The 18262-nt window shown below is 26.5% G+C and carries 13 protein-coding genes, 3 tRNA genes and 1 pseudogene; 14 read left to right on the top strand and 3 right to left on the bottom strand.

Going from position 1 to position 18262, the window contains the following annotated elements; genetic code table 11:
- The first annotated feature begins 2 nt into the window (after nt 1-2).
- Genes prmC through HNR35_RS03285 form a run of 3 tightly spaced genes read left to right on the top strand, consistent with a single transcriptional unit; the run spans nt 3 to nt 5074 of the window.
- Nucleotides 3-836, top strand: a complete 834-nt coding sequence (gene prmC / locus HNR35_RS03295; RefSeq protein WP_183223903.1) for a peptide chain release factor N(5)-glutamine methyltransferase — start codon at nt 3-5, stop codon at nt 834-836.
- Nucleotides 820-2823, top strand: a complete 2004-nt coding sequence (spoT, locus tag HNR35_RS03290) for a guanosine-3',5'-bis(diphosphate) 3'-pyrophosphohydrolase (RefSeq protein ID WP_183223901.1) — start codon at nt 820-822, stop codon at nt 2821-2823. Before prmC ends, spoT begins: the two co-directional genes overlap by 17 nt.
- Nucleotides 2813-5074 (top strand): hypothetical protein, encoded by a 2262-nt coding sequence (locus tag HNR35_RS03285; protein WP_040353467.1) that lies wholly within the window; start codon nt 2813-2815, stop codon nt 5072-5074. Before spoT ends, HNR35_RS03285 begins: the two co-directional genes overlap by 11 nt.
- Here the strand turns inward: HNR35_RS03285 and HNR35_RS03280 are convergent.
- Both HNR35_RS03280 and HNR35_RS03275 read right to left on the bottom strand, forming a co-directional pair.
- Nucleotides 5071-6156 (bottom strand): D-alanine--D-alanine ligase, encoded by a 1086-nt coding sequence (locus HNR35_RS03280; protein ID WP_006433458.1) that lies wholly within the window; start codon nt 6154-6156, stop codon nt 5071-5073. The two genes, HNR35_RS03285 and HNR35_RS03280, sit on opposite strands and share 4 nt — an antisense overlap.
- Before the next feature lies 1 nt (nt 6157).
- On the bottom strand, nt 6158-7675 hold the full coding sequence (locus HNR35_RS03275) for a UDP-N-acetylmuramoyl-L-alanyl-D-glutamate--2,6-diaminopimelate ligase (protein ID WP_183223899.1): 1518 nt from the start codon (nt 7673-7675) through the stop codon (nt 6158-6160).
- 115 nt (nt 7676-7790) lie between these two features.
- On the opposite strand from HNR35_RS03275, the gene HNR35_RS03270 reads away from it, so the two are divergent.
- From HNR35_RS03270 to HNR35_RS03240, 7 genes are all read left to right on the top strand, one after another.
- Nucleotides 7791-7863 (top strand) — tRNA-Cys (locus HNR35_RS03270).
- A gap of 85 nt (nt 7864-7948) precedes the next feature.
- A complete protein-coding gene (locus HNR35_RS03265; RefSeq protein ID WP_183223897.1) occupies nt 7949-9187 on the top strand; it encodes a hemolysin family protein in 1239 nt (412 codons plus the stop codon).
- Nucleotides 9188-9239: 52 nt separating this feature from the next.
- Nucleotides 9240-10175, top strand: coding sequence for an FtsH protease activity modulator HflK (gene hflK / locus HNR35_RS03260; RefSeq protein ID WP_006433613.1), 936 nt, complete (start codon nt 9240-9242; stop codon nt 10173-10175).
- Nucleotides 10176-11147 (top strand): protease modulator HflC, encoded by a 972-nt coding sequence (gene hflC / locus HNR35_RS03255; protein WP_006433501.1) that lies wholly within the window; start codon nt 10176-10178, stop codon nt 11145-11147. It abuts the gene before it with no gap.
- 147 nt (nt 11148-11294) lie between these two features.
- Nucleotides 11295-11367 (top strand) — tRNA-Phe (locus tag HNR35_RS03250).
- Nucleotides 11368-11386: 19 nt separating this feature from the next.
- Nucleotides 11387-11459 (top strand) — tRNA-Phe (locus HNR35_RS03245).
- A 28-nt stretch (nt 11460-11487) separates the two neighbouring features.
- Nucleotides 11488-13038 carry an HD domain-containing phosphohydrolase gene (locus tag HNR35_RS03240; protein ID WP_183223895.1) on the top strand — a complete coding sequence of 517 codons (1551 nt, stop codon included), beginning with the start codon at nt 11488-11490 and terminating at the stop codon, nt 13036-13038.
- Between the two features lie 3 nt (nt 13039-13041).
- Here the strand turns inward: HNR35_RS03240 and rsmD are convergent, their stop codons facing one another.
- On the bottom strand, nt 13042-13611 hold the full coding sequence (gene rsmD / locus HNR35_RS03235) for a 16S rRNA (guanine(966)-N(2))-methyltransferase RsmD (protein WP_006433598.1): 570 nt from the start codon (nt 13609-13611) through the stop codon (nt 13042-13044).
- Nucleotides 13612-13663: 52 nt separating this feature from the next.
- Between rsmD and HNR35_RS03230 the strand changes: the two genes are divergently transcribed.
- From HNR35_RS03230 to HNR35_RS03215, 4 genes and pseudogenes are all read left to right on the top strand, one after another.
- Nucleotides 13664-14500, top strand: coding sequence for a UTP--glucose-1-phosphate uridylyltransferase (locus HNR35_RS03230; RefSeq protein ID WP_006433464.1), 837 nt, complete (start codon nt 13664-13666; stop codon nt 14498-14500).
- Nucleotides 14487-16235 carry a BB_0208 family protein gene (locus tag HNR35_RS03225; protein ID WP_183223894.1) on the top strand — a complete coding sequence of 583 codons (1749 nt, stop codon included), beginning with the start codon at nt 14487-14489 and terminating at the stop codon, nt 16233-16235. The genes HNR35_RS03230 and HNR35_RS03225 overlap by 14 nt, the downstream gene beginning before the upstream one ends.
- 25 nt (nt 16236-16260) lie before the next feature.
- Nucleotides 16261-17028, top strand: coding sequence for a tetratricopeptide repeat protein (locus HNR35_RS03220; protein ID WP_183223891.1), 768 nt, complete (start codon nt 16261-16263; stop codon nt 17026-17028).
- Nucleotides 17021-18262, top strand: a pseudogene (locus HNR35_RS03215) (hypothetical protein); the annotation flags it as partial. The gene HNR35_RS03220 and the pseudogene HNR35_RS03215, both read left to right, overlap by 8 nt.

Genomic DNA, 18262 nt, shown 5'->3' with positions numbered 1-18262 from the left:
TAATGAATGTAAACGAGGTTATAAATTATGCTAAAAGTAAAAATTTAGATACAATAGAAGCGCTTCTAATACTTGAATTAGTTTTAAAAACTAAAAAAGAGTTAATAATTGCAAATATAAAAAAAAGCTTAACAAAAAAAGAAAAAAACCTTTTTTTTGATCACATAGATAACATAGAAAAAGGAACTCCTATTCACTACATACTACGAAAAAAAGAATTTATGGGTATTGAATTTACTCTAAACAAGCATGTCTTAATCCCAAGATTTGATACAGAATGTTTGGTAGAAGAAGCCCTAATTCAAATCCAACAAAATGGCTTTAAAAAAATATTAGACTTATGCTGCGGAAGCGGATGTATAGGGCTTTCCATTGCATATTATATGAAAAAAAAAATAATGCTCTCAGATATTTCAATAAAAGCTTTACAAATAGTCACAAAAAATACAAAAAAGCTCAAACTTGAAAGATTTGTAGAAATAATCCAATCTAATTTGCTAAAATGTATAAAAGGGAAGCTTGATATAATTATTACAAATCCTCCTTATTTAAACAAAGAAGAATTAGAAATCAAAAATAAAATAAAAAAAGAACCTTCAAGAGCTCTTTTAGGATTTGGAAAAGATGGGCTTAATATTTCTAGAAAAATACTAAGCCAAGCAAAAGAAAAACTTAACCCAAATGGACTCATAATAATAGAATCGGCTCCTTGGCAAATAAAAAGTTTAAAAGATTTTGCAATCAAAAAAGGGTTTTCACATTTAAAAACAATTTATGATCTTGAAAAAAGAGCAAGGGCGTTGGTATTAGGACAAAAACATGATACAAGCATATGAGATTGCACACTTAATAAAAATAAATGATCTTGAAAAAGCTAGAAGTATTTTTAAAAAAACTATTGAAAATACTTACAAAGATGAATTTGAACGAAAAAACATATTCAAAGCTCTAGAAATAGCCGAACAACTCCATTATGGCCAATACAGAGAAAGTGGAGAACCTTACATTATTCATCCAATAATGGTTTCATTATTTCTTGCTAAATTTCAACTGGATTTTAAAGCAACTATTGCCGGACTACTTCATGATGTACTTGAAGATACAAATATTGAAAAAGAAGAAATAGTAAGAGAATTTGACGAGGAAATTTTAAGCTTAATAGATGGTGTAACTAAAATTCACGATTTACACAATAAAACAAGAAGCATAAAAGAAGCTAATACTATTTCAAAAATGTTTTTTGCAATGACACATGACATTAGAATAATAATAATAAAACTGGCAGACAAACTTCACAATATGACAACTCTCTCCTATTTGCCCAAAAATAGACAAGATAGAATTGCAAAAGATTGCCTTTCAACTTATGTTCCAATAGCAGAACGCCTTGGAATCTCATCTCTTAAAACATATCTTGAAGATCTTTCATTTAAGCATCTTTATCCTAAAGATTATAAAGAGATAAAAAATTTTTTATCCGAAACAAAAATAGAAAGAGAAAAAAAATTATACAAAGGCAAATTATCAATAGAAAAAGAACTTCAAAAAAGCGGAATCGAAGCAGAAATTACAGTAAGATCAAAGCACTTTTATTCAATATTTAGAAAAATGCAAACAAGAACAAACAAGCTGACTCAAATTTTTGATACTCTGGGAATAAGAATAATTTGCAAAAAACAAAAAGAATGTTATGAAATATTAGAAATTGTTCACAGAGTGTGGAAACCAATTCCAGGAAGACTTAAAGACTATATTGCAAGCCCAAAAGAAAATAAATATCAATCACTACACACTACCGTAAGAATACCTGAGGATAACCAGCTTATTGAAATACAAATTCGAACAGAAGAAATGGACAGAATTGCTAATTACGGGGTTGCAGCTCACTGGATATACAAAGAACAAATTGCACTCAAAGCTGATGATCTTTCATTTATAAACCGAATAAAAAAATGGCAACAAGAATCCGCTAACAAAAGTCAATATTCAATGAATGATATACACAAAGAGCTATTAAATACATTCATATATGTTTACACTCCAGAAGGAGAAGTAGTAGAACTTCCTTTCGGATCAAATTCAATTGATTTTGCATACATAATACACACAGATATTGGAGATCAGGCTCTTTATGCAAAAATAAATGGAAAAATAAGCTCAATCACAAAACCACTTAAAAACGAACAAATCGTTGAAATATTCACATCAAAAGACTCAAAACCAGATGTAATATGGCTAAACAGTGTAAGAACAAAAAAAGCCCGATCAAAAATTAGATCATGGCTTAACAAAAATGACAACACAATTTTTGTAGACAATAATATTATTGCGTATCTTGTTGGAGCAAACAAAGAACAAAGAAAGCTTTTTAGCTTATTTAAAGCTTATACCAAAACTAAAATAAAAAGAATTGCGGTGGATTCTGAATGCAATCCCACAACAGGTGAAGATATTATTGGAATAATACATAAAGATGAGATAATAGTGCACAATGAAAATTGTCAAAAGCTTAAATACTATAAAAAAAATCAGTTGATTGAAGTTGAGTGGGAGGCAACACCAACTAGAAAAGTGCATCACATTATTTTGCTTTTAAAAGAATTTAAAGGGATATTTAGTTATCTTGAAAATATTTTTACAATAAATGATGTAAGACTTATTAGCGAAAAAATAGAAGACTGCGGAAATGGCCATGGAATAACAAATATAATAGTCTCATCAAATGCTAAAAATATTGCAAAAATTATTTATGCTTTAAAAGAAAACCCAAATATCTTACAAATAATGCAAGTAGAAGAAGATATTAAAAATTATGATAATTAAGATATTGTTATTATTATTAATTAACTTAAAAAACATCCCTATTGCGCCAAATAAAATAGAAAAAAATGTATCCAATTTAAGCAATAAAATTGCAAACATAGAAACTGAAAAAAATATAAAAGCACATATTGAAAAAATTCATAAACCAAAAAAACTCCAAGAAAAAATAATAAACACTTTTAATTATATAAAAAAATATTTTAATACAAATGAAATCAAATATATGGAATATTCTTTGCAAGAAATTGGATTTATTGGATATTCTCAAAAAATAATACACTCCAAAATTAAAGGGAAAAGCACAAATATTTACAATATAATCATTCCAATTAAAATACAAAATAATTTAAAAAATAATTTAGCAATTGGGATTGCCATTGAGCTTTTGAGTAAACTTAAAAATACTAACCCTGAAAACAATATAAATTTTTTTTTTGTTGAAGACGATTCTTTAGAACAAAATACAATAATTAGCAGTAGAATTTTACTTAGCAATAAGTATTTAGGGAAAAATACAAATACAATATACTTAATGCTAAACGAAAATAGAATAAAAAATAAAATTTACTTAGAAAATGAATCTTTCATAACAAATTCAAAAACAAATTTGGGATTTTTAAAAGCTATTATAAAAACCTTTGAAAAGAATAAAGTTGATTTTAATACATCAAAAATAACTGAAAAAAAGTTAAACAACTTATACAATCTATATTGGGATGAATCTATACCGCTTTTAATAATAAATAACAATTTAAATCCTATATTAACTCAAAATAAAAATACTATTTTTGAAATTTACAAATCAATCGAAGAAGCATTAACTAATAAATACAAAAGTAAAAATACTGATGAAATACACTATATTGTAATTGACACTCCTTTTAAAAAAATAATAATCAATGAAATTGCTTTAATAGCATTAATTTACGTTTGTTATAACTTAATTATAATTGTATTTATTAGAAAATTCAAAGAAGCTGGATTGGTCATGAAGAAAGTAAAAAATAATTACTACAAATTAGTAAGATTGTTTTTTACTTTATTTTTAAGCACTTACCTATCCTTATTAATTACAAATAAAATATTTGGAAGCTATGAAAACACAACGGCTTACAGCATAACAAATCCCAAATATCTAATAACTTTTTTTACAACTTTACTAGTATATAATCTTTTGTCTCTTTTTACATATAATTTCACAATATATTTAAATTACAGACAACTTAAATACCTAGCAATATCAACATCTATTATTGAACTAATAATATTAATGTTTATTAAAATAGAATTTATTTTAATAATTATCATAAAAAGCATTATGCTATTAATAAAACCAAATAAAAATACTATTATTCAAAAAATAATAGTAATAATTATTTGGTTAATTAATTTTATATTAATAACATTAATACAAAATACTACATCAATCACAAATACGCTTACACTAAGCTATCTAATCTCAATTTGTCTTTTTTCTACTATATTTATTAATATCTCAAAACATTTAAAATCTAAACTTCCAAAAATTAAACAAAATTTAAAAAAAGCTGAAAATCTTAATCTTATAACTTTTTTTTTAATAACCACAATCATAATATCTAGCAATATTAATAAAGAAGGTCATATAATACAAATAGAACAAACGGTTAGTTTTCCAGAAAAAATAAATAAAATAAAAATTGAATACCCAAAAGGCAATAAAAATCCTATTCAAATAATTTCAAATGACTTTAACCTAACTTTACAAGCAAACGAAAAAATATTAAAAACTAGCATTAAAGCCAATGATGAGCTAATGAATATTGATTTTAAAAAAATAGATATAGCAGAAAGAGCTGTTTATAGCATCGATTTGGTTACTCAAAAAATTGCAAATCAAATCGAGCTACATTTTAAAAACGCATCTAAGCTAATAATTTATCAAAGCAATACTCCTTATAAAATATTGGCTAATAAAATTATATTTTCACTTAAAAAAATTAACTCTAAAAAAACAACAATTGCATTTACTCTTAAATCTCAAGACGACATAGTATATGAAGCATTTGCAAATCTTCATATTAAAAAAAATCAAGTTAAAATTTATAATAAAACCACCAATACAGAAGAAAAAAATATAAAAATAAATTATTCTTATAAGGTAAAATATTCAGGAACATTGCCTAAAGCAGAAAAATATAAAAACCTTGAATACTTTAAGCTAAAAAATGACAAAGAGATTGAAAATCTAAAAACTTTAAAATTAAATTAATCTTCAAAATTAATCCTTTTTTTTCTATTAATGTAACTTTGAAAAGCATAATCAATTAAATTATCTACCAAGTCCTTAAACTGAAGACCATCATGACTGCACATTTTAGCAAACATAGATATATCGGTAAATCCTGGAATAGTATTTATTTCATTAAGATAGATTACTCCTGATTTTTTTTCAACAAAAAAATCAACTCTTGCCATGCCTCTGAGTTCTAAATTTTTATAAACAAGAAAGGCATATTCCTTAATGCTTAACAACTGATTTGTCTCAAGATGTGCGGGGATGTTAAAGATAATAGAATTTCCAGGAATAACAGAATATTTAGCATCATAATCATAAAATATAAAATCCTGAACAACAACTTCCCCAGGAGAAAATATTTTCATCTTTTCATTGCCAATAATAGAACATTCGATCTCTCTAGCTTCAATAAATTTCTCTATTACAATGGTAAGGTCATATTTTAAAGCTTCCTCAATAAAAGATTCAATCTGATTTTCACTGTAAGCCACATTTATTCCAATCGAAGACCCTAATACTGCAGGCTTAACAATAACAGGATAGCCTAAACTCTCCTTTACATTTTTTTTTACTTCCTCTTTATCTAAAAAGTAATCATGTTGCCTAAACCCAATAAAAGGCACTATAGGAATATTAAAACTTTTAAGCAAAAGTTTGCAAAAATATTTATTACTAGAAATAGCGCTTCCCATAATGCCTGCACCAACACAAGGAATGTCCATAACTTTTAAAACTCCCTGAATAGCACCATCTTCACCGGTTCTTCCATGAACAACGGGAAAAACAACATCAATATCAAGATTTTTGTTATTTGAAAAAATTCCAAGACCTGGTAATAAACTAACAATAGGCAAAACATCTGTATTAATAGGATTTGGGGGATCAGAAACAGAATCTAATAAATACCAAATACCTGAACACTTGTCAATATAAACAGGATAAATATTATATTTATTTAAATCTAAAAGGGCTAAATAAATACTATAAGCAGATTTACAAGAAATTTCATGTTCAAAAGAAACACCACCAAATATTAACATAAGATTTTTTTTCACATCACTTCTCCTTTTCTAAACTTAAAATAGCATTTTTAACTACCTCTTGTTCATTCCAAAACATTTCTCTATTTTTGTAAATTATTGAACTTTCATGACCTTTACCTAAAGCTACAACCAAATCTCCTGCCCTTGCAAGGCTTATTGCTTTTTCAATAGCCTGCCTTCTATCGGGAATAAAGAATAAATCCCGATTTACAACTTTATTCACAATCCCTTTTGCAATATCTTTAATTATACACATACTATTTTCGCCTCTTGGATCTTCATCACAAAGTAATATTAAATCAGAATAAATATCTGAAATTTGTCCTTGTAAAAATCTTTTTGCAACATCTCTTTCTCCTGCAGATCCAAAAACAGAAATCAATCTATTTATAGCAAATCTTTTAAAAATAGGAAAAAGTTTAGAAAAAGCACCTGGGGTATGAGCATAATCAATTATTACAGAAAAATTTTGCCCCAAATTAATGCTATCCATACGCCCATCAAGACTTTTAATACAAACAAGCTCATCAACAATATCTTGAATGTCGATATTCAGAAGTTTAGAAACCAAAATAAGAGCAGCCATTACATTCTCAACATTAAAGCTTCCTAGCAGATTAACATTAGCAAAATATTTAATCCCTTTGTAATAAAATTCAAACCTGGTAGAATCTGTTTTCTCATCAATAAAACTGACAAAAAAATCTGCTTGACTATTTTTTAAGCTATAAGTAAAAGATTTTTTAATAGCATTCTTAAAGTCAGAAGAATAAACGTCATCAAGATTAATAACACCAAAACCAGCATCATCGCTAACAGATTGAAAAAGGCCTAACTTTACATTCACATAATTTCGAATTGTACCATGAAATTCAAGATGATCATGTCCAATATTAGTAAAAACAGCCGCAAAATAATTAACATCAATAAGTCTTGCTGTTTCAAAATCAAGCCCATGAGAAGTAGATTCAAGAACTGCATATTGAACCCCATTTTTAACCATATTACTTAAAAATGCATGTATTTCTGTTGACTCGGGGGTTGATTGTCTGTAAGGATTTTTAATTAAGCTCCCGCTACCATCATCAAAAAATACCGTCGATACAAAGCCCACTTTAATGCCCCTTTTTTTTAATAGCAGATATATATAATAGCAAACAGAACTTTTACCGTCAGTACCAGTGACTCCAATAACTTTTAATTTTTTTGAAGGCTCATCATAAAAAATATTTGAAAAATTAGACATAAATTTTCTTATACTAAAGTCATCTACCTTAATATAAGTAACATTAGGGCTGTAAAAATCCAAATCTTGTGAACACACAATAACATTACTACCCTTTTGAATTGCCATTTCAATAAAATCATGCCCATCAAAACGAATTCCTGGAAGAGCAAAAAACACAAACCTGGGTAAAACTAATTTAGAACTGTAAGTAACTCCTGATATTTCTAAATTAAGAGAACCTTTTACATATTTTATTAAATCTTGATCCAATTTTAATAAAACGTCATTAAGTTTTTTATTCATACATTAAAATTTTACATAAAACTAATAAAAATAGCTAAGAAATTCAAAAATTATGCTTCAATAGAAAATATATTTACAATTTTCTATTTTTTTAATAAACTAAGCAATGTTACAAGGCGCTGTACCCAAGTGGCTAAGGGAGAAGTCTGCAAAACTTTGATTCGCCGGTTCGATTCCGGTCAGCGCCTTCTAAGGTCAAATCAAAAATATTTTTATTGTTTAAGAGTATAACTTAAAGCATTTTTATTAAAGATAAATTAAAATAATACATATATGTTAGAATTAATCGTGATACTACTATTTATAATATTATCTGCTATTTTCTCGGCATCTGAAACCGCTTATACTTCTTTAAGCATGATTCAGATACAAGATATAAGAAAAAGGGGAAAATCAGGAATATCGGTATACAACTTGGTTCAATCTCCTTCAAAATTAATCACCACTATTCTTATCGGCAATAATATATCAAATATTATAGCAAGTACACTTACAACGAAATTTGTGCTTGAAAAATATGGAAACAGCGCGCTTGCAATATCAACAGGTTTAATAACAATAATCGTTTTAATTTTTGCAGAAATACTTCCTAAACAAATTGCAATTCTAAATAATGAAATTATTGCATTATCTACTTCATTTTTTTTAAAACCATTAATTTTTATATTTACCCCGTTAATATATATAATAAACAAAATAATAAAAGAAATATTAAAACTCTTTAAAATTAAAACAAGTCATCAAATGACTAAAGAGAGCATAAAAAATATGCTCTCTTTAGCAGGAAATTTAGGAATTTTAAAAAACGACTCTAGAATATTTATGCAAAAAATGTTAGACATAGATCAAGTAAGGGCTTCTGAGATCATGACTCACAGAACAGAAGTTTTTTCACTCTCAAGCTCATCAAAAGTAAAAGATATAATTAAATTGATCAAAGAGGAAGGATACTCTAGAATTCCTATATACAAAGGGCAAAGCAGAGAACAAATAATTGGAATTTTAATAGCTAAAGACCTAATAGAAGTCAATAAAAAAGATATGAATAAAAACGTTTCTCAATTTATTAAACCGGCTGTATTTGTACAACAAAACAAAAGAATAAAAGACATACTAAATATTATGAGGGAAAAGCAAAAAATAATGGCAATCGTAATTGACGAGTATGGTGGTTTTTCAGGAATACTTACAATAGAAGACATAGTAGAAAAAATTTTTGGAGCAATATCTGATGAATACGACATTAACGAAGAAAAGCCTCTGATTACACAAATCAACGACAATACTTACTCAATACTTGGAGAAACTACTTTTGATGATATCGAAGAGATAGTTGGAATATCTATCAAACATAAAGAATATACAAATACAATTGGAGGATACTTAATAGATCTACTTGATAAAATACCAAAAAAAGACGAAACCGTAAAAACAACTGATGGGGAATATTTTATTAAGGAAATTCAAAATAATAAAATCGAAACAATAACTTTTATCAAATCCAAGAAGTAGTGATAAAATTCGCTTACAAAGTAAAAATAATTAAAAACATTGGGAGAAGCAAATGTTTAAAATAAAACAAATTTTTAATAAAATTTACGAATATTTAATAATTATTATTACTTTAATACTTATATTAATAATAATTATTGCAAATATATTCATAGTCGGGCCATCAGAAGAAGCAATTGTACTTCGTCTTGGCAAGCTTAACAGAACTCTTGATTCAGGAATACATGTTAAGATTCCATTAATTGAAGAAAAATTTATAGTACCCGTAAAAATAGTCCAAGAAATTAAATTTGGATTTATAATATCTCCAAACGATATTAGAGAAAGCGACAGTGCGCGCGATGAAAGCATGATTATTACTGGAGATTTAAACATCATAAACATTGAATGGTTAGTACAATACAAAATAAGAGATCCTTATTCATTTAAATTTAAAGTAGAAGACCCCGAGACAACAATTAAAGATATTGCAAAGTCGTCAATGAATAGATTAATTGGAGACAATACCATTTTTGAAATAATAAATGACAACAGAGTAGGAGTAACAGAAGGTGTAAAATCTTCCATGAATGAAATAATAAATAATTACAATCTCGGTATTGATGTGGTGCAAGTACAAATTAGAAATGCCCTACCCCCAAAAGGGAAAGTTTACGAGGCCTTTGAAGATGTAAACATTGCTATTCAAGACAAAAATAAATACATAAACGAAGGAAAAAAAGAATTTAATCAAATAGTTCCCAAAATTAAAGGTGAAGCATTAAAAGTTATTGAAGAAGCCAGGGGATACAAAGAAAGCAGAATAAACAATGCATTAGCAGACACAGAAATTTTTAATGCCATACTAAACGCTTACTTAAAAAATCCCGAAATTACAAAAGAAAGGCTTTACAATGAAACCATGAAAGAAATACTTGAAAATAAAGATAATATTGAATTAATTGATAAAAACTTAAAAAATTTTCTACCATTTAAAGAGGTAAAATAAATGAAATTCATAATAAACCTTTTATTCTCTACTATAAAAATTATAACCTTTACAATAATAGTTTGCTTAACTATTTTGTCCATTTTTCAACCAATTTATATTTTAAAAGAAAATGAAATTTCAATAACCACTCGACTTGGAAAAATCCAAAGAACTGAAAGTTTAGCTGGTCTTAAATATAAGATTCCATTAATTGAAAATGTACAAATATTTCCCAAAATCATTCTTAGATGGGATGGAGAACCCCAAAGAATCCCAACGGGGGGAGAAGAAAAGCAATTAATATGGATTGATACAACAGCTAGATGGAAAATTGCAGACATAAATAAATTCTATACAACAATAAAAACAATGAATAGAGCTTACGTTAGAATTGACGCAGCAATTGAGCCAGCTGTTAGAGGAGTTATTGCAAAATATCCTTTGCTCGAAATTATAAGAAGCTCAAACGATCCAATTCAACGTTTGTCTAATGGAATACTCACCCCACAAGAAACAAAAATCAATGGTATTTATAAAATAACAAAAGGGCGAAAGATAATCGAAAAAGAAATAATTCATATAGCAAACAACAATACTAAAGATATTGGGATTGAAATTGTAGACGTACTAATAAGAAAAGTTACTTATGATCCAAGCCTTATTGAATCCGTAAACAACAGAATGATTTCAGAAAGACAACAAATCGCAGAAGAACAAAGAAGTATAGGGTTAGCTGAAAAAACAGAAATTCTTGGAAGCATAGAAAAAGAAAAATTAAGCCTATTAAGCGAAGCAAAAGCCACTGCTGCAAAAATAAAAGCTGAAGGGGATCTAGAAGCCGCAAGAATTTATTCAAATACATATGGTAAAAATATTGAATTTTACAAATTTTGGCAGGCATTAGAAAGCTATAAAGCGGTATTAAAAGATAAAAGAAAAATTTTCTCAACAGATATGGATTTCTTTAAATATCTTCACAAAATAAATTGAAAATTTATTCTATAAATTCAAAATTGCTTATTTTAAAGTCTAAGGCAACTATAAAGCATTTTCTTAGCGCTGCATTTAAAATGCTAAAATTTAAAAAGAGTTGACAAACATATACACTTATGGAAAAATTAAGGTACTAGAATAAAAGCTGCTGTAGCTCAGTTGGTAGAGCATAGGACTGAAAATCCTTGTGTCAGGAGTTCGATTCTCCTCGGCAGCATGTTAGTTAAATTACAATTGTCGCTGTAGCTCAGTTGGTAGAGCATAGGACTGAAAATCCTTGTGTCAAGAGTTCGATTCTCCTCGGCGATATTTATTTAAAGATTAAAAGGATCTCAAAGTGATACTTAAAGAAATAAAGCAAATAAAGGATCTAAATGAACAAGACGTAATTTTTGCAAGAATAGGAAATTTATCAAAACTTGGAACAAGAGTAAATGAAAAAATTATCAAAATACTTGCTAAAGGTAATACTCCGTACATTCCTGTACTTAAAAAAGAAGAAAATGTCTCATATGAGGACCTGATAAAAAAAATAAATGAAGAAATTTTAAATGATGATCTTAATTATTTAAGAGAAAAGTTAATAGATAATCTAAAAGATGTATATAAACCCTTTAGAGAAGACGACCTAATATTTTTTACCAAAGGGAAAAAACCGATCATGAAAATAAATACATTAATGGAGGTCGAGCCCAATCAAATTTATTGGAAAGAAATATTAGAAGGGAGCTTTAAAATACTTCCAAGACATAAAATAATATCTTTGCAAAAAATTTTATTAGAAATATATCATTATTTTGATGTTCAAAAGCTTAGAACAAAAGAAAACCTTAAAGATAAAAAAACTTTAAAAAAATTATATTTATATTCTGCTAGAAGAGATTATGAATTTTTTAAAGGTAAAATTAAAACAGAAGGCGATTCAATACTGCTACATTCAGTCGACACAACAATTTATTTTCTAATTACAATTGCGAATTTAAATAAAGTAAGATCTTTGCAAAATGCCCCGCGCTCAACTATGAAATTTGTTCTTGATAAAACTGAATATACCGAATTTACAGAATTTTTTTACCCAGAAGACATGATACTACAAGCCGCACTTGGATCATTGTTACACTCAATAGGATTAATGCATACAACAATATTAGAAAATATAGGAAACAAAATAAGCCTTAAAGACAAAAATTTAAAAGAACATCACAAATTAAAAATAGAACACTTGGAAAAAAGTATTAACATTGCTAAGAATTTATTTAGAATAAGAGAGGATATTTCAGCTATTACAAAAATGATAATCAATGGGCAAAAAGAATACCTTGATGCTACTGGGTATCCACAACTGAAAATCAACAAATTTATTCATGAGCTTGTTAGGATTTTTTGCATAATAGATACCTACGATGAATTAGTAAATCCAATAATAATAAAAGAAAGCGCTAACCCTTTAGAGGCTGTCAAATTCCTAACAGAAAATAGTGGAGAATACTTCTGGAGCAGGAAAGAACCAAGTGAGCAAACAAAAAATAAAAAATTTGACATTAAGATGCTAGAAAATTTTTTAACAATACTTGCACCTTTTGATTACGGACAAATAGTAAGTGTAAACAAAAAAAATAATAATGAAAATCTTTTTCAAGCTGCTGTTATTGAATACAAAATGAGCATTATGCCAAATCTATCCATAATAAACAAAAAAAACCAGACTTATAAAATAGAAGAAATAATAATGGATCTTGAAAACAGAGAAATTTTAATAAAAGATGCTAATGGCAATTACAAAAAAAATCCATTAAAAATTGCGGATGACTTTGCGATACAAAACAACATTCCAGAATTAAATAAAAATGAAATTCAACTCGTCCTCTTTAACCATGAAAAAAATTAAATCCTATAATATTCTTAAAAAAATAAGTTTTGATCCCCCATACCTTTTTAAATTATAAACTGAAAATTTTGATGTATTTATATCCAAATTTTCACTAAAAGGACAATGCATAATAATGCTAACTTTATCATTTAAAATTTTACCTTTTAAAATAATCTCGAGTAGATTAATCTTATTTTTATAATTAAAAGGAGGATCAAGATAAATAAAATCATAAAAAAGATCTTTTTTGACCAAAAAATCCTCTGCTCTTTGAAAAAAAAACTTATAAAATTCCTCAACAAAGCTAAAATTTTTCACTAATGTACTTTTAGTTTTTCTATTACATTCAACAAGATGGGCAAGACTTGCTCCCCTACTAAGAGCCTCAACAGACATTATGCCGGTTCCTGCAAAAACATCTAAAAATTTTGAGTTAATAATATCCTTGAAAATAATAGAAAAAAAGGCTTCTCTAACAATAGACATCACAGGACGAATAACACCGGTCTTGGGAAATAAAATTTTTTTACCTTTATATTTACCCGAACTTACATACATAAGTAAAGATTTTAAAACAATTTTAAAAAACATTTAATATATAAAATTAAATTTTTGATATAATCTTATTTCAAGAGAGAAAAGTATGAAAGGCATTATTCTGGCAGCTGGGTATGGAACAAGATTTTTACCAATAACAAAAACAATTCCAAAAGAAATGTTGCCAATTTTAAACAAACCAGCCATAGATTATATTATCCAAGAATTTATCGATTCAGGAATAAAAGACATTTTATTAATAAGCTCAAGGCGAAAAAAAGCTCTTGAAGATTATTTCGACAGAGAAATTGAACTTGAAAATATTTTCTTAAAAGAAAATAAAGAAAATGAATTAGAAAAGATTAAAAACAAAAAAATTAACATAAGCTTCATAAGACAAAAAGAAATGCTGGGCACAGGAAATGCGCTACTTTATGCAAAACCCTGGATAAACAGAGAACCTGTAATTGTGGCTTACCCTGACGATCTTCACATTGGAAACCCACCATTAAGCTTACAATTGATCAAACTTCATGAAAAAACTGGAAAAAACATAATATCTATTATTGAAAATCCAGAAAATATAAACAGATATGGGGTAATAGATCTCTACAAAGACAAAATCCATGTAAAAAACATTATTGAAAAACCAAAAATCGGAAGTGAACCTAGCAATAAAGCATCTATTGGAAGATTTTTATACAACTATGAGTTTTTTGAACATTTAGAAGAAGGATTTAAACTGCATAAAAAAGGTGAGTATTATCACATTTATGCTTTGAAAAAACTAATGGATCAAAAAAAAGTATTATATAAGAATATTAAGGGAAAAAGAATTGACATAGGAACTATTGAAGGCTATTTAGAGGCAATAATAAATTTTGCAAAAAAAGATAAAAATTTAATGAAAGTTATAAAAAAAAGAATAAATGAAAACGATTAAAAAAGATCCAGAATTTTATAATTCCCTTGCTACATTAAAAAAATACATAATCAAATATATAGAAGAAAAAGTTTTAAAATATAGCATTTCTTCCCAACTTTACAAATTAAAAAAACCTGAAATAATTGAACTTATAAAAATTAGCAATGATTATGCAAAGGAAAAAAATGTATTAAATACTTCGCTTGAAGAATACTACTACAAAAAAACTCAAAATGAAATAATTAAAAAATGGATATTAGAAATAGTAAAAAGTAAAAACTTAACTCAAATAAGCAAAGAATCCAACTTTAACACTAAAAAACTAGGAATAACATATAAACTAAAATCTAATAATTTTTTAAAACTAATTGAAATACAAAATAATCCTTATTATTCTCAAGAAAAAAAAGACATTTACAAGCAAATTATATTAAATTTTTCTAGCAATATTAACATTGACAACTTGGAACAAACAATAGATATTCTAGTAGCTGTAAGAAATAAAAATAAAATTGAAATATTAAATATCATAAATAAAAATTTAAAAAATCAATCAGAAAATCAAAAAGTTTTTAAATCAAGCTTAATTAATAAAGAAAGCAGACTAATAAAACTAAAAAAAATGCTAATACTTACATATTGGCCAGTTGGATGTTTAAGTAAAAACATTTTTATAAAAATTTTAATAAAATATTACAAATACTTAGAAGAAGAAATTCTAGCGCTAAAATACAATGAAATTTTAAACTACTTACGTGCAATAAAAACTTTAAGTCTTAACGAAATTTTTTATAAAGGTTCGAGTAAAAATATTAACTTTAATTATTTTTTCAGTGATTTTACACAATACATTCCAAAGGATTTCCAAGACACATTAAAGTGTTATTTATATGTAATTGAGAAAACAATAATAAAAAAATATTTAACTTGGTTTTTCAGGGACAAAATATCGAATAATTGGAAATCTTTCATAAATGCACTTGAATACATTGAAAAACACAAATTAATCAATATAAAAGAAAAAATTAAAGAAATTATAAACGCAAAATTTCAAACAGAAGATTTTTTTACATCTTTTGACAAAATAAATTTCAACCCTTACGAAAGCTCAAGCTTATTTAAAGACAAGTACATTAAAAATGCATTCATGCAAAGTATTATAAACTACGTCGAAAAAAATTCTCAGAATATAGAAACTTATGGATGGATTTCATTCTATATTTATGCTGATAATAAGGATAAAAAAATTTATTGCCAACACATGAAAGAATTTTTTAAAACTAAAACTTTTGAAATACAAAATCAAATATTTGTATATTTTTTATCCTTTTACCCTAATATTGAAAATAAGCATTTCAAGTTTATATCAGATATACTGCTTTACCTTGACGAGAATAAAATTACAATACCTAAAAAAATAATAAAAATGCAAAAAATAAATCCCAACCAACTAGATTATCAAAAATCATATCTTTTAATAAAATCACTAAAAACAAGATCAAGAATTTTAAAAATTATTCTCAAAAATATAAGATTTAATCTTATTGAAAAACTAGAAAATGAAAATGAGAAAAAATTATTGCCTGCATTATACTATTTAATATATTGTGAGAATTTGATAGAATTAAAAAACAATAAAAAGATAAAATCTAATGAAAAAAGTGGTTTATTAGAATTTATTTCTTTTTTCAAAGCAAAATTGAAGCAAAAAATAAATTTTAAAAAAGAACTTATGAAAGCTAAAGACATTTAATCTAAATTAAACAGAATGGGAAAAAATGAAAATTTATTTATTATTAAATAAAAATTTTACAATTTTTGTTTTATTTTTAATTTTAATATTTAATTCAAAATTAGCATATTCTCAAAGGCTAATTAGAATTGGTAAAGAAGAAATGAAAAACAAAAATTACATTCAAGCAATAGAAACACTAAGCGATGCTATTAAAAAATATCCAAAAGTACAACTTGGCTATTACTTTTTATCAATAGCATACAGAGAAAATAACCAACTAACAGAAGCTGAAGGGGCCTTGCTCGATGGAATTGCAATAGGAGGCGAAATAGATTATATACTATATTATGAATTAGGAAACATAATGTTTAACAGAGGAGAAGGTTACTATCCTCTAGCAATAAAATATTATTCCAACTCTATTAAAAGCAAACCCAATTATGACAGCGCTCTACTAAACAGAGCTAATGCCTATGTTCAACAGGGCAAAATAACATCTAAAGAAAAAGAATACCAAAAAGCTTGGGATTCATATACTATGGCTATCCATGACTACTCACAATTTATTACCCTTAGATCAAAAACAGAAAAAAAAGACAGTATTTTGCTTATAATAAGCTATTTAAGAAATGAAAAAATTAATCTTGAAAAACTTGACAAAAGTTTAAAGGGAAGAACCGAACATATTGTATACGCAAAAGAAGATAAAAACCAAATACTTAAAGATGGTTTTAACGACAATCTAGAAACAAATTCTTTAATTGAGCTGGAAAAACTTAATTGGCAAGAGGAGTTATACATAGATGAATAAAAAACGTACGAATTTTTCGGTATTGTTGCTTTTAATTTTATTAATTATCTTATCATTTGGGGGCTTTGGTTACTATATATATCAAAGAAAATTAAATGATAAAAACAGAGAAATAATGCTAAACGAAGTTAAAAACAGTGTAATAGACCGAAACTATAAAAAAGCATATTCTGTTGCAAAACTTCTGCAAGATAAATACCCGCAAAATGAAGATATTGCAATGCTTACAAATACACTAGCAGAAATTGCCAACAGTAGTCCTTTTGAATCAAACGAATTACAAAGAGATTCTGCAAATCAAATCTTAGACAAGATTAAAGGTCAAGACAGTATAAAAACAAATGTAAACGAAAATTTTGATATTGCATTTAATAATAGATACATTAAAGACACCGCAATAACAGAAAACTACTCTGACAGAAACGATGATGTTGGCATTGAAGATGAAGACATATCTGAATTTAAAAAAAGCAAAATTCCAGAAAAAATAAACCAAAATACAATACCCCAAAAAAAAGAAAATCAAATAATACAGGCTCCAAATCCCAAATTAAACATTAATGATCAAAAAAATTTATTTTCTTTGGAAAAACTAAAAAAAAATTTAAGTGAAAAATCAAACAATGAACATGTTTTAAACAACCCTCAAAAAATAGAAAATGACAAGCAAAACACAAATTTTCCCAAAGAAAAAAATTCAGAGCACATTTTAAAAAACCCAGAAAAGAGTAAATATTTAAACAATGATAATGGGGAATCTTTAAAAAAGATGCCTTCAAATTCTAAAAAAGAGCGTGATCTTTCTCCACCCAGCCAGACAATAATAGGAAAAATTCATAGACCATATAGTTACTTAATAAAAAAAGAGCTCTATGAAATATTAGATGATATTAATACCGGTAGAGTCTCACTTGGAAAAAACAGATTAAAAGAATTAATTAAAAAGGGCTTAAGCAATAAATTCCAAAAAGTAAATGAATTGATTGAAAGCTTAAAAACTAAAGAAGCCTCCAACTTACTATTAACCTTAATAAAAAAAGATATTGAACCAAATTTAATTAATATACCAAAAGATCCTTACAAAAAAGACATTTTTCAATTAGACAAAGAAGATAAGAAAACACAGGAATTAGAAGACCTTAAATCTAAGGTGCATTCAATAAAACCTAGTGATCTTGAAAACCCAAAAACACGCCAACAAGCTATTAAAGATCTAAACGAATTCTTGACAACT

It is taken from the genome of Borreliella spielmanii (assembly GCF_014201705.1).
GTDB lineage: Bacteria > Spirochaetota > Spirochaetia > Borreliales > Borreliaceae > Borreliella > Borreliella spielmanii.
Note: the sequence above shows the minus strand (reverse complement) of the source record. Positions and strands in the feature narration are given on the sequence as shown.